Below are 14,165 nucleotides of genomic sequence, written 5' to 3'. Positions count from 1 at the left end.
CGCTTACATTATTATAATTTTTCGAAAATTATTGCAATTGAATTTAAAAAGGTTTATTGTAATGAATAAAAAATCGGGAGGTACATCCAATGGTAAAGGATTTAAGGATAAAGAGTCATGTATTCAGTGATGATGCGAGAAAGGCACCGAACAGGGCGATGTTAAGGGCAGTCGGCTTTAGTACAGAGGATTTTAAGAAGCCAATGATTGGCATTGCAAGTACCTGGAGCGAAGTGACTCCATGTAACATACATATTGATAAACTAGCTTTAAAGGCAAAAGAAGGAGCAAGAACAGCGGGTGGGGCACCGCTTATTTTCAATACAATTACGGTTTCTGACGGGATATCGATGGGTACAGATGGCATGCGTTATTCACTGCCAAGCAGAGATTTGATCGCAGACTCGATCGAGACGGTTGTCCAGGGTGAAAGTCTTGATGGGTTTGTTGCAATCGGAGGCTGTGATAAGAATATGCCAGGATGCTTGATGGCTATTGCCAGGATGGACCTGCCATCTGTATTCGTTTATGGCGGGACGATCAAACCAGGGAAATTGGATGGGAAAGATATTGATATTGTTTCTGCCTTTGAAGGGGTCGGTGAATACAACAAGGGTGCAATTGGCGATGAGCAGCTTCAAAAAATCGAATGCCATGCATGTCCAGGTTCCGGTTCTTGTGGCGGAATGTACACTGCTAACACAATGGCGAGTGCTATTGAAGCCCTTGGAATGAGCTTGCCAGGCAGCTCCTCCAATCCGGCAGAAACAGAAGCCAAGCACGATGATTGTTTCACAGCAGGTCAGGCCGTCTACCAATTGCTTGAGCAAGACATCCGTCCAAGACAGATTTTAACCAAGAAGGCGTTTGAAAACGCGATTACAGTTGTCATGGCACTGGGCGGATCCACTAATGCCATCCTCCATTTAATGGCAATTGCCCATTGTGCTGAAGTTGATCTTAAACTTGAGGATTTCAATAGACTACAAGAAAGAGTACCTCATATTGCTGATTTAAAGCCGAGCGGCAAGTATGTGATGCAAGATTTATTCGAAGCAGGCGGTGTCCCGGCGGTAATGAAGCTGTTATTAAAAGAAGGCTTGTTGCATGGCGACTGCCTGACCGTTACTGGAAAAACGCTTGAAGAGAACTTGAAGGAATTTCCTGATTTAAAAGCAGGTCAGCAAGTAATCCACCCAGTAGGCGAACCTTTAAGAAAAGACGGTCCGTTAGTAGTTCTTAAAGGAAATCTGGCTCCTAATGGGGCAGTTGCCAAAGTTTCAGGCTTAAAGGTAAAGAGTATGACGGGACCTGCCAAAGTGTTTGATGATGAGGAATCTGCTTCAAAAGCTGTTATGGCAAACCAAATTGTCGCAGGTGATGTCCTGGTTATCCGGTATGAGGGCCCTAAAGGGGGACCGGGAATGCCAGAAATGCTCTCCCTGTCTGGGATTCTTGTCGGAAAAGGCCTTGGAGAAAGTGTAGCTCTACTGACAGATGGAAGATTCTCGGGAGGAAGCCATGGACTTGTTGTCGGCCACATTGCCCCTGAAGCTCAGGTATGCGGACCGATAGCCCTGATAAAAAATGGAGATCTAATCACCATAGATAGTGAGGAAAAGTTATTGAGCGTTAATTTAAGTGATGCTGAGCTTGCGGCCCGGAAACAGACGTGGAACCCACCAGCATTGCCGTCAAGGGGTACTTTGGCAAAGTATGCAAGGTTAGTATCCTGCTCATCAAAAGGAGCAGTTACCGATTCATTTGAAGAAACAGTGGCAGAGCATCCTGTCCATTCTTGAGATTGTTCTTTTATTGCGTTGAACATTGATAATATAGTATGCTAAAACTGAATTATTGTTGGGAGGGATCCTTTAATGTCAATGGCATATGAAGAATATATGAGACAAATGGTAAAACCAATGCGTGAAGAGCTGACACGTGCTGGATTTCAAGAATTACTGACAGCTGAAGAAGTAGAAAAATTCGTTGAGAACACAGAAGGAACTACACTAGTTGTGGTTAACTCTGTATGCGGATGTGCTGCTGGCCTTGCTCGTCCTTCAGCTACACAGGCTATATTAAGATGCGAAAAGAAGCCTGATCATCTTGTAACAGTGTTTGCAGGCCAGGATAAAGAAGCTACAGCTAAAATGCGTGAATATTTTACAGACATCGAGCCATCATCACCATCAATGGCATTATTAAAAGGGAAAGAAGTTGTTCATTTCATCCCACGCCATGATATCGAAGGCCAGCCGATGGAAGCGATTATTGATAACTTGATTTCTGCATTTGAAGCGAACTGCTAAAGTTTTCTGAAAGGATGTCATTTGACGTCCTTTTTCTTTTCTTCTGGGTATTTAAGTCTTTTTAAAATGATTTGAGGTGTTAAGGGTGTTTGTGACAACAGCGGGCAGAACGAATGAAGAAATGACTGCCCACGCCAGAAAAATTGCTGGTGATTTAAATGCGGAATTTGTTCCAAGAAAGAAAAGATCGATCTTCGCAATACAAGAAAAGCTCTCTGATCATTGCCTTGTTATTGGCAAGGAACGCCTGGAACTTTACCCGTTCGGAGAAAAAGAGCCATTCTTTTTTCACCCGAATTCTGCAATGTTCCGAATTAAAAGGCTGATGAATGGTGAAAGCGACCCTCTCACTGAGAGTGGGAAATTGGCAGAAGGAATGAGCTTTCTCGACTGTACACTTGGTCTTGGGTCAGACAGCATTGTAGCCAGTTATGCAGTTGGTACGACAGGTTATGTAACAGGAGTAGAAGCCCGGCCGGAACTGTCTTATCTTGTTAAAACTGGCTTGAAAAGCTGGGATTCCGGCTACAAAGCCATTAATCAGGCGATGGCAAACATTAAGGTTGTAAATGGATATTCCCATGATTTTTTGAAAAGGCTGGATGATAACAGCTTTGACTGTGTTTATTTTGATCCGATGTTTGATGAATCGATTCTTGAATCAGACGGAATCAGAGGATTAAGCCATTTTGCAGTTTATGAGGGGCTATCTAAAGAGATGATGGATCATGCCCTTCGGGTAGCGAAGCAGCGTGTCATTCTTAAGGATCATTTTCGAAGCACAAGGTTTGATGAATTTGGCTTTAAAGTAAACCGCCGGAAATCAGCTAAGTTCCATTTTGGAGTTATCGAAAAAGAATGAGGGGAATTCCCTCACTCTTTTTTATGATGTTCCATTTTAATCTGCGATTGACAAATACACAAAATAGGCAAGCATTAAGAAACTTATTGCAACAATACCCCACTCCATAGATTTAACCTCCTTATAAATAAACGAAAATACTGCCATAATATTTCCTTATAACCATTTTTGAAAAATTTGAAACCCTTTACCCAATTTTACGTATAAACAAGTTATAATAATGCTACAAATATTTTTTACTCTTTTCGGATATTTTGTTATAAGAACATTGATTTAATGAAAGCTCATAAATAGTTTAACTGATAATCAAATTTCTAATACATAAAGGAAGTGATCCACATGCCAGCATGGCTTCGCAAATCGCTAGTCGTCCTGATTTCCATCTTTACATTTGGGATGGTTTCACCAGCCCAGGCGAATGGATTCCTGACAACAACGACTGACCGGGCTGAAAAATCTGCATCTGCTGAAACTTCATATTATGATACTATGGATTCTCCTCTAGATGAGGAGGCCGAAAGGGATAAATTTATAGGCAGGGCAATGAAGGAAGCTGAAATGCAATCGTTTCAGAAATTCGGCAAAAAGATTGGACCAGTAATTGAGGACGAGTTCCGGCAAACGATCCTGCCAAACATTGAAAAGGCAATTGAAATGGTAGCTGTTCAGTATCCTGGAGAAAGATTAAATTATCTTCGAATCACCGAGATGCCGGGCGGAGGGGAATCAGAAAAGATTTTCCACATCATTGATGACAATGGCAAAGACATCATCCGTTTTCACGTAAGGCGAGACCAGCCGCCAAAAGAGGGCTTCTGGTTTAACTTCCATTACCATACTTATCATGATAGTTTCCAGACACATTACGAACTGGGAACGATTTTCTGGGCCAAAAACACACCGCCTAAGTGGAAAAGTTGATATATTTGAATTTAAGAAGGATTTGTGAAAAAATATTTATAGCAAAATGAAACCTTTCTTATAATTAAAACGTAAAAAACTAACGAAATAAATATTTGGAGGTAGAAAAAATGGCAATCAGTTTATCAAAAGGCCAGAAAGTGGATCTGACTAAAACAAACCCTGGTTTAACAAAGGTAGTAGTAGGTCTCGGATGGGATGTAAATAAATATGATGGCGGAAATGATTTTGACCTTGATACGTCCGTTTTCCTTTTGGGAGATAACGGAAAAGTAACTTCTGAAGCCGACTTTGTATTTTACAACAATACGACTGGCGGAAATGGTTCTGTCGTACATACAGGAGACAACCGTACCGGAGCTGGAGATGGTGATGATGAACAAGTCACCGTGGATCTTGGAGCAGTCCCAGCACAAGTTCAACGCGTTGCTTTTACCATAACTATCCATGATGGCGAAGCTCGCCGCCAGAACTTTGGCCAAGTGTCTAATTCATATGTAAGAATCTTGAACGCTGGCTCGAATGAAGAAATAATCCGTTATGATCTTGGAGAAGATTTCTCAATCGAAACGGCAATCGTTGTCGGAGAGCTATACCGCCACAACAACGAATGGAAATTCAGCGCAATCGGCAGCGGTTACCAAGGTGGATTGGCAGCACTTGCTACAGACTTTGGACTGCAAGTAGGGTAAAATTATATAAGTGAGATGAAGATAGGCCCGGCCGATGCCGGGTCTTTCTATAGAGAATATATTCAACATAGTGGGAGGAACTACAAGAATGCCTGAAATAATACAAGGATTTATAGATACTTATGCCCAGTTTTTTGAGTGGGATATGTGGGTTCGAGTTCTAACGGATCCGGTCAGCTGGGGATTGATTGGTACGCTGGTTATCCTGGAAGGTCTATTGTCAGCCGACAATGCGCTTGTTTTGGCTGTAATGGTTAAGCACTTACCGGAGAAACAGCGAAAGAAAGCATTGTTCTACGGTTTGCTTGGAGCCTATGCTTTCCGTTTTATCGCAATCGGCATTGGTGTTTATTTGATCGAATTCTGGTGGGTAAAAGTAATTGGAGCCGGCTATCTTGCCTGGCTGTCAATTAAATACTTCATGGATAAGAGAAAAGGTGAAGAGCCAGATATCGAAGAAGTTGAAGGTGTTAAGCAGGGCGGGCTGCTAATCCGTTTATTCGGCACATTCTGGGGTACTGTTGCAGCTGTTGAAATAATGGATATTGCATTCTCTGTTGACAGTGTTCTCGCGGCATTTGGTATCAGCCAGGAAGTTTGGGTGTTATTACTCGGCGGTATGATTGGCGTATTGATGATGCGTGGAGTTGCCGGTGTATTCCTGAAATTGATTGAACGCGTACCTGAGCTGGAAACGACTGCTTACATCTTAATCCTGATCATCGCTGCAAAAATGTTTGCAGGCGTTTTTGGATTCCATATTGATCACATTTACTTCTTCATTCTTTTGCTTGTAACATTCGGAGCAACATTCGTTGTCCACTATATGAATAAGAAAAAAGCGGAAGAAAATGAGCAACAGAAAAACGTACAATAAAAAATATTACTTTTATTAGGGAACTGACTTAGGTCTGCTCCCTTTCTTTTTATCTATAACACCCAAAAGGGGAATTTTTCCGTGAAATTATTTTCAAATTTATATGAAAAAGAATTGGAAAACCTGTTTTTTATCAAACCAACCAAATTTAATAAATATACAGATCGGGAAGTTTTAGCCTTTGCCCTTGGAGCGACTCTTTACATGCCTGCTACCAGAGAAAATATCCATCAGGAATTGCTGGTAAAGAAGCATGATGGTCTTGCATCAATGGTGATTTGTCTTGAAGATTCAATTGCCGACCATGAAGTGGTAAAAGCAGAATTGCAATTGGTGGCTGAATTAAAGCACCTTAAAGAAGCCCTTGGCAAAGGTTTTTTTTCAGAAGATGAGCTGCCGTTAATTTTTGTAAGGATCCGCAGTCTGGAACAACTTCAACATCTTGCAGAATTAGCAGGGGATGCATTTAATGTTCTCACAGGTATCGTCATACCTAAATTCGATCCTGCTTCAGGCAAGGGGATTTTAAAGTTTATTAAGAACTTAAATGCTGATGGGTCACTTTTATATGCTATGCCCATCCTGGAAACAAAAAGAATCATAGAAAAAGAGACAAGGCTGGAAGAATTGCTTGCCATCAAATCTGTGGTGGACGACTACCGGGAGCTGATTTTGAATGTCAGGATTGGTGCAACGGATTTCAGCGGATTATATGGAATCAGAAGAAATGCAGATACGACAGTATGGGATATAGGCGTTATCCGTGACTGTATTTCAGATATCGTGAATGTGTTCCTCCGTTATGACAGTCCATATGTTGTTTCCGGTCCAGTGTGGGAGTATTTCTCTTCCACACAAAGAATGTTAAAACCACAGTTGAGACAGACTCCATTTAAAACTGCATTCGGGCAGGATGGGTTAAAATGGCGGGCAGAATTGATCGACCGGCATATGGATGGCTTGATCCAGGAAATTTTGATGGACATAGCAAATGGGCTGACTGGAAAAACCATTATCCATCCAAGTCATATTAAAACAGTCCATGCATTGAATGCTGTCAGCTACGAAGAATACATTGACGCAAAAAACATAGTGGATGAGGCAGATAACCACAATGGCGTTAGGAAAAGTGCCTTTGCCAATAAAATGAATGAAATAAAACCGCACTATTACTGGGCACAAAAGATTTTGCGGAAATCACAGGTATATGGGGTGCTTCAAGATGGAATCACAAACATCGATTTACTCAAACAAGAAATATGCATATCGAATTCTTGATAACCTTTCGATTGAATTAGAAATTAAGGAAAATCCGTATAGCCTCCCGTTAGAGGATTTATTTATCATGGCTGCAAGGCGGAATAAAAAACGCTCCTTCTTGTTCGTAAGCAGAATATTAGGAAAACATTTGCCGATAATCCCTTCAAAGGGACTGCTAACTGGCTCGCTCCTGGCAGCCCGATATGCAGCCAAGACGGCAGATTTGGAACTAGGCAAGGAATTCAACCTTCAGGAAAAATTTGCAGAGGAGAATCCAAATGTGCCAGAAGCATTCATACCTTCTGAGCTGTCACCTGTTATCATTGGATTTGCTGAAACAGCGACTGCCCTTGGACAAGCATTCTTTTCCGCATTCAAGAAGGCGGATTATTTTCACACAACCAGGGAGATGCTCTCCAACGAAGATCCTATTATTACGTTCGAAGAAGAACATTCACACGCCACTTCTCACCGCTGCTATATTTCAAGGAATCTATTAGATAACAGAAGGGAAATCGTCCTGGTAGATGATGAGATGTCAACAGGGAAGACGGCTATTAATATTATCCGATCCATCCAGGCGGAATATCCGCGTGACGTTTACTCAGTTGTTTCTATTCTTGACTGGCGTTCTGACGAAGATGTGCAGAAATTTAAAAAGCTTGAAGACGAACTAGGAATTAACATCAATTGTGTAAGTCTATTAAGAGGAAATTTTACCATATCCGGTCATTCACCAGAATCTGGGTTGGATGCAGATGATGAAACATTCGGCATACCCGAACAAAGGGTGAAAAAACATTACGTCGATCAAATAAGTCACGTGCCAAGCTCCAGTTTTTACGGGGGCAAACTTAAAGAAATCCCATATTCTGCTTCCAGTGGAAGATTTGGAATGGATGAAACAGCAAGAAATTTACTTGATGAAATACTTCTGGATGTGGCAGCAAAGCTTTCCGCAATGTCACAAGGAAAAAGGGTATTGTGTATAGGCACAGGAGAATTTATGTACTTTCCAATGAAAACGGCTGCCCTGATGTGTGGGGATGTAAGCTACCAGTCAACAACCAGAAGCCCCATCCATATTGTGAACAAGGAAGGCTATGGTGCTAGATACGGAATGGCATTCCCAAATCCGGAAGATTTAGAAATTCAGCATTACTTGTATAATGTCGCTCCCTTCCAGTACGAAGAAGTTTTTATTTTCTTCGAAAGAGAGGTTCCGGATGAATGGCTGGAACCTATGCTGAAGGAGTTTCAAAGAACTGGCATCCAAACGATTAATCTGGTCTTCTTTCACAGCAGGATGGTGAAAAATAAATGAATGATGTTTTGTACGGTTCCTATGAAGCAGAAGATGTCACCTTTCTTCTAAAGGACCTCTCTGGCATTAACCTGGAAGGTTCATCAGAGGTCAGAGAGAAACAAATTCAAGCTGGAGGCCATTACAGTGAATCGCTTCCTATTGAAGAGAAGCCGGGCAAGGAATATATGGACCTTTTCGGGGGCCTGCTCGAATCACATAAAAAGAGAGTTGCATTATATACGGGTATAGTGGCTGAGCAAATCTATCATAACAAGGGTAAGAATATTGTTCTAGTATCATTGGCGCGTGCGGGCACTCCGATTGGCGCATTGATAAAAAGGTATATTGAGGATAAATACGGGGCTATCCTTCCTCATTACAGCATTTCAATAATCAGGGGCAAAGGACTGGATGAAAATGCACTCCGCTTTATTTTGGCGAAGCATCAGGGTAAGGAAATCCAGTTTATCGATGGGTGGACGGGCAAAGGGGCTATCTCACGTGAACTGCAAAAATCTTGTAGGGAATTTCAGGATAAATACGGGGTTGATCTTGACGACAATATAGCTGTTCTTGCAGATCCGGGCTGCTGCTCGACCATTTACGGGACAAGAGAGGATTTCCTGCTGCCCAGCGCATGCCTGAATTCAACTGTCTCAGGCCTGATCAGCAGGACAGTGCTGAATGAGGAGTTCATAAAGCCTGACGATTTTCATGGAGCAAAATACTATAAAGAATTTGAAGATATTGATGTCTCAAAGCATTTTCTTGAAGCGGTCAATCAGGAGTTTCCCTCCATATTCCTTCTTGCCGAAGAAGGAGCATCCAGGATAGTGGAGAGTCGGAAAAAGGCAGATTTTGCAGGGCTGGAGATTGTTAATGAGATAGCCTTAGAGTATGGGATTGAAAATATTAACCTAATCAAACCTGGTGTGGGGGAGACGACAAGAGTGCTTTTGAGGAGAGTTCCCTGGAAAATCCTCATCAAGGATTTTCACAATCCGGATATCAAGCATATATTATTGCTTGCAAAACAGAAAGAGGTTGAGCTCGTGCACTATCCAAATATGGAATATGCATGCTGCGGCCTAATAAAGCAGTTAAAGGGGTAAGGCATCATGATGTTTGCAACCGACCTGGACAGGACCATTATTTATTCAAGGAAGGCACTTGAAGATTTAGGTCCCTCTATTGATAGCCAAATGCGTGCGGTCGAAAAAAAGGAAGGCAAGTCTATTGCCTTCATGACACAGAAAGCGTTTGAGGAGCTCGAAGAAATTTCGCAGGATCTATTGCTTGTTCCAGTAACGACGAGAACGACGAATCAGTTTAAGCGAATTTTTATTTTTGAGGAGCATATTCCTGTAAAGTATGCTATCACATTTAATGGAGCCGAGATCTTGTATGAAGGAAATCCACTTCCGGATTGGCGTGAAGGAATTTCCGAGAGATTGAAAAGGGAAAGTGCTTCTATTGAAGAATTAAAGGAAATTCTTAAAAAGGATTTTTTCCATGTCAATGGTGAACTAAAATTTGCAGAGGGCCTTTTCCTATATTATCTGCTCGAGGAAAAACTTGAACCTCATCAGATCCGGGAATTTAAGAGAGCGGCCTCTGCATATGGCTGGAAAGTTTCCTACCAGGGGCGGAAACTTTATTTTATGCCTAACCCAATCAGCAAAGGGGAAGCAGTATCCTTTGTTAAAGAGAGGGAAGGAATAAGCACATTGATTGGTGCAGGAGATTCACTTTTGGATGAAGACCTCCTGGTAAAATGTGACCATAGTTTTATCCCTGCACATGGCGAACTCGCCAATGATAATGGATTGTTGACTTATATTGATACAGAGCAGCGAGGGGCATTAGCTGGAGAGGAAATACTAGAAAAAATAAGAGTCATAATCAACGGAAATGTTTAAAGGTGCCGAGCTTATTCATTGCCTTCCGGACTATAAAAAACAGACATGCAAAAGAACTGTACATGAATAAGAACAAGGTGCCAAAATGAACAAATCCTGCATGCACCGGCATGAGTAAAAGAGCAAATATGAATGAATAGAAGAGCAAATCAAAGAGAACGAGGCCACCTGAGCACATTGCTTGCCGGACATCCCGAATTTCCATGTGCAGCTCTTCAGCGGGGGGCCTTTTATATAAGAAACGCATGTGAAATCCACCTTCCTGATCGTGGTACTCAACTATATGCATGGACAAGAATAAAGGTGAAAAATCAGTAATTCTGTGGTTTTATGAAACTTTTAGACGGTTTCATCCGTACTAGCTATTACAAAACGGGAAAAATGAGCTTTATGTATGTTATGATGGTAAATAAAGGCTGTTACTCTTATAAATTGTTCTCTCACAGACGGAAACAATGGTGAACAAAAGAGGCCTATGTTTATAAATGGGAAATTTGACTTTCTCTCTTAGTAGGAAGTGATTTTATGTATCCATCAATCAACCAATTAGAAATACATACATTACCTGTTACATATGACAATTGGTTAAGCATTGTCGAGAAAAAGGCAAGTGAGCGGCAGCTTTTTAAGAAAGAGGGGACCGCCCTGCATATCGGCCAGGTCCTTGCCAGGTTCATTGGCATACCTCTTGATGAAGATGAGTATTACAACCAGCTGTTTGATTATGTGCAAAAACATGGCCTTATCTTATTAAGTGAAGAATCACTTGATAAAACAATTGATAACGCACATTTCCAGTCAATCCAAAAAATTATTAATATCAATAAAGAACAGAATCTTTCTATAAATCGGTTTGTCGCCTTCCTGGATGGCGAAAAATTGATTATATCTTCTAGCAATTCGCTTATTCACAGGAAAATCAGGGAGGCAGCAATCAGTATGATTGAATTGTTTGCCCGCACCGAGGAAGGCGGATTGAAGAGCCCAGAGTTAAGAAGGATCCTAGTTGATGTCATTAAGTGGTCATTCAATCATCTTGAGACACCTTTGAAGAATGCAAATCCTGAGAACAACATGCCAGGTTTCCTGTGGTATGGCAATTTCAACAAAAGCCATCAGTACTTCCTTTATTTCCTAATGAAAATTGGGTGTGATATTGTTTCTTTCACCCCTGAAGGAAATGATGTGTTTTCACTTGCAGATCCTCAAAAAGAGCAAACTTTTGTTCATTCTTTTCCTGAAAAAAAGGCTCCTGAGCCCTTTCCAGCTGAAAAGAGAAAGCGAACGGCAACGGTTGCTTACAGGGCATCCCGAGAAATCGAGAACATTTTGAATCATGAGGGCTCGGGACTTTATAAGCCTTGGCAGCTAAGAGACTATGAGCCATCGTCCGTAACTTTGAAGACAACCTATGATGAACTGTTTTTGCTTGCCAGGGAAAAAGCAATGATACGGCCGAATTTTGAAGTGAAGAATGGGACAGTCAAGATTCCCGCCCTCTTCTCAAAAATTAATGGCGTCAGCAGGAGCCGCCGGGAATATTGGGATCGTCTTCACGCCTTAGTTGGATATGAGAATGCAGTGTTGATCAAGAATTTTCCTTTTTCATCGGGTGCCAACAGTGATTTCCGCTTTCACTATCGAAATGCATTAGGGATGGACGGACTGCTTGATCCTGATAAAATGGCTGGAACTCATTATTGGAAGTATAACCACTTGCCAACTGGACTTCAAAAGGGTCTGGCAGCTGCCATCAGAAACCTTTGCGCTAGACCTAAAATAAAGCCTCAGCATCATGAAAATGAAGAGGAGTTAAGAATCTATCTTTTCACTCAGGCTATGCAGGTGCCGGAAAATATTTTAAAGATGCTGCAAAAGTTTGATTATTCCCAGGACATTCCAAAGCTGATTTTATACAACAATGAACTAAATGGGACGATGACAAGATCGGATGCCGCACTGCTGTTATTGATGAACCAGCTTGGCGTTGACCTGGTTATATACAATCCTCCTGGGCATAATGATGTCGAGAATTTTATCGATGGAAGTGCTTTTGATTCACATTGGCTCGAGGATGTAGTTTTTGAACAGGAATTCAAAGAACCATCGATTATAAAGAAAGTTCTTTTTCAAGGTATATTAAAAAATTTAAGGGGAGATTGACTTGATGAACCAAACACAGAATCAAGATATCAGCCTTGCAACTGCAAATCCTGACGATAGATTATCCGAAGCGAAGGTTTCGGATTTAAAGCTTGCCCTCCGGAACGAGCCGGAGGTACAAAATCTAGCCCGCAGCATTGATGAGCGTGACCAGATTCAAATCCTTGAGTTTGGTAAAGAGCCAGCAGTAGAAATCTCCAGATTTTCTGACCAGATCCTTGGCAATATGCGGACAACTAAGGTAGAAGATTCCGGAGAACTTTTGAAGCAGCTTGGCAAAATCATGGATCGCTTCGATAAGAAGGATTTTGAGAAAACATCTGGGGGGCTGTTTGGCAAGCTGTTCAAAAAAAGCGAGAAGCTTGTTGAAAAGCTTTTTGGCAAGTACCAGACAATGGGCAGGGAAATTGATAATGTTTATGTTGAAATCTCCAAATACCAAAGTGAGATGGTTGAATCAACAACCATGCTGGAACGTATGTATGATCAAAACTATCAATTTTATATGACGCTCGAAAAGTATGTTGTAGCTGGCGAACTTAAGCTGAACGAACTTAAATCCAACGACCTTCCGCAGCTTGAAGCTAAGGCTGCTGCAGGTGACCAGATGGCATCCATGCAGCTTGATACTCTTCGCAATGCAGTAGAACTGCTAGAACAGAGAATTTATGATCTGGAAATGGCTAAAATGGTAGCCTTGCAGACAGCTCCGCAAATCAGGCTCCTGCAGCGAGGAAACACAAAGCTGATTGGGAAAATTAATTCAGCCTTTGTTACAACAATTCCTATTTTCAAGAACGGCTTGATTCAGGCAGTCGCAGCCAAAAGGCAGAAACTTGTGGCAGATTCCATGAATGAACTTGACCGCCGCACAAATGAGATGCTTGTAAGGAATGCCCAGAACATCTCTAGCCAAAGTGTTGATATTGCCCGTCTTTCAGGTGCTCCGAGCATTAAAATTGAAACAATCGAAGAAAGCTGGAATATCATCATGAAGGGCATGCAGGAAACAAAGTCCATCGAGGAAGAAAACAAGCGACTCAGAGAAGAAGGTACAAAACGCTTGATGCAGCTCCAGGAAAATTTTAAAAAAATGAAGCAGCCATAAAAATCACTGCTCATTTTTATGGCTCTTTCTGTAATCGCCCATTAAGGTAAAAAAACGGAAAAGAGCCTGATAAATAAATCTACTAAAATACTTACAAGAGGTGAAGGAAATGGCTATTAATTTACAAAAAGGTCAGCGCGTTGATTTAACAAAAGGAAATCCGGGACTTTCTAAAATTATGGTAGGTCTTGGCTGGGACCCAGTCCAAAAGAGCGGCGGAGGCGGAGGTCTGTTCGGCGGCCTATTCGGCGGCGGAGGCAGCGGAGCGAACGTTGACTGTGACGCATCTGTCATTATGCTTGGTGCAAACGATAAATTGCAAAATAATAATGATGTAATCTACTTCGGTAATCTCAAAAGCAAGGACGGCAGCGTCATTCACTCCGGTGATAACTTAACAGGGGATGGCGACGGAGATGACGAGCAAGTGTCAATTGAACTTGGCAGAGTTCCCGGCCATGTTGAAAAGCTAGTATTCGTCGTAAATATTTATGATGCAGTAAAGCGTAAGCAGCATTTTGGAATGATTCGCAATGCATTTATCAGGGTCGTGAATCCGAATAGCAATCAGGAATTAATTAAGTACAACTTAACTGAAGACTATAGCGGCAAGACAAGCTTGATTGTCGGTGAAATTTATCGTCACGGCAATGAGTGGAAATTTGGTGCTGTCGGCACTGGAACAAATGCTTCGGGCTTAAGCGAAGTAGTTCGTTCTTATACTTAATATGTTTATTTAATGAAA

General features: G+C 41.6%; 14 protein-coding genes. All 14 read left to right on the top strand.

What is annotated here, in order from left to right; translation table 11 throughout:
- The first annotated feature begins 89 nt into the window (after positions 1-89).
- Positions 90-1,802: a dihydroxy-acid dehydratase gene (gene ilvD / locus V7201_RS04575; RefSeq protein ID WP_335375605.1), complete on the top strand. Its 1,713-nt coding sequence runs from the start codon at positions 90-92 to the stop codon at positions 1,800-1,802.
- Between the two features lie 75 nt (positions 1,803-1,877).
- On the top strand, positions 1,878-2,312 hold the full coding sequence (locus tag V7201_RS04570; RefSeq protein ID WP_335375604.1) for a BrxA/BrxB family bacilliredoxin: 435 nt from the start codon (positions 1,878-1,880) through the stop codon (positions 2,310-2,312).
- 85 nt (positions 2,313-2,397) lie between these two features.
- The gene (locus V7201_RS04565; RefSeq protein ID WP_335375603.1) at positions 2,398-3,174 is read left to right on the top strand and encodes a class I SAM-dependent methyltransferase; all 777 of its coding nucleotides are present in this window, start codon (positions 2,398-2,400) and stop codon (positions 3,172-3,174) included.
- Between the two features lie 339 nt (positions 3,175-3,513).
- Positions 3,514-4,095 carry a YpjP family protein gene (locus V7201_RS04560; protein WP_335375602.1) on the top strand — a complete coding sequence of 194 codons (582 nt, stop codon included), beginning with the start codon at positions 3,514-3,516 and terminating at the stop codon, positions 4,093-4,095.
- Positions 4,096-4,205: 110 nt separating this feature from the next.
- Positions 4,206-4,787 carry a TerD family protein gene (locus V7201_RS04555; protein ID WP_335375601.1) on the top strand — a complete coding sequence of 194 codons (582 nt, stop codon included), beginning with the start codon at positions 4,206-4,208 and terminating at the stop codon, positions 4,785-4,787.
- Between the two features lie 88 nt (positions 4,788-4,875).
- Entirely contained in the window at positions 4,876-5,664 is a 789-nt protein-coding gene (locus V7201_RS04550) for a TerC family protein (protein ID WP_335375600.1), read from the top strand.
- A gap of 81 nt (positions 5,665-5,745) precedes the next feature.
- Positions 5,746-6,942 (top strand): HpcH/HpaI aldolase/citrate lyase family protein, encoded by a 1,197-nt coding sequence (locus tag V7201_RS04545; protein ID WP_335375599.1) that lies wholly within the window; start codon positions 5,746-5,748, stop codon positions 6,940-6,942.
- Entirely contained in the window at positions 6,887-8,248 is a 1,362-nt protein-coding gene (locus V7201_RS04540) for a phosphoribosyltransferase domain-containing protein (protein WP_335375598.1), read from the top strand. The genes V7201_RS04545 and V7201_RS04540 overlap by 56 nt, the downstream gene beginning before the upstream one ends.
- Positions 8,245-9,342, top strand: coding sequence for a cysteine protease StiP family protein (locus tag V7201_RS04535; RefSeq protein ID WP_335375597.1), 1,098 nt, complete (start codon positions 8,245-8,247; stop codon positions 9,340-9,342). The genes V7201_RS04540 and V7201_RS04535 overlap by 4 nt, the downstream gene beginning before the upstream one ends.
- A 6-nt stretch (positions 9,343-9,348) precedes the next feature.
- Entirely contained in the window at positions 9,349-10,149 is an 801-nt protein-coding gene (locus V7201_RS04530) for an HAD family hydrolase (protein WP_335375596.1), read from the top strand.
- Between the two features lie 132 nt (positions 10,150-10,281).
- A complete protein-coding gene (locus V7201_RS04525) occupies positions 10,282-10,467 on the top strand; it encodes a hypothetical protein (protein ID WP_335375595.1) in 186 nt (61 codons plus the stop codon).
- Positions 10,468-10,674: 207 nt separating this feature from the next.
- Positions 10,675-12,312 (top strand): YceG family protein, encoded by a 1,638-nt coding sequence (locus tag V7201_RS04520; RefSeq protein ID WP_335375594.1) that lies wholly within the window; start codon positions 10,675-10,677, stop codon positions 12,310-12,312.
- Between the two features lie 4 nt (positions 12,313-12,316).
- Entirely contained in the window at positions 12,317-13,420 is a 1,104-nt protein-coding gene (locus V7201_RS04515) for a toxic anion resistance protein (protein ID WP_335375593.1), read from the top strand.
- Positions 13,421-13,529: 109 nt separating this feature from the next.
- The gene (locus V7201_RS04510; RefSeq protein ID WP_335375592.1) at positions 13,530-14,147 is read left to right on the top strand and encodes a TerD family protein; all 618 of its coding nucleotides are present in this window, start codon (positions 13,530-13,532) and stop codon (positions 14,145-14,147) included.
- The last annotated feature ends 18 nt before the right edge of the window (positions 14,148-14,165 follow it).

Source organism: Bacillus sp. JJ1122 (genome assembly GCF_036964885.1).
In the GTDB taxonomy this organism is placed as follows: domain Bacteria; phylum Bacillota; class Bacilli; order Bacillales; family Cytobacillaceae; genus Mesobacillus.
The sequence above is the reverse complement of the archived record's forward strand: the minus strand, read 5'-3'. Positions and strand labels throughout refer to the sequence as shown.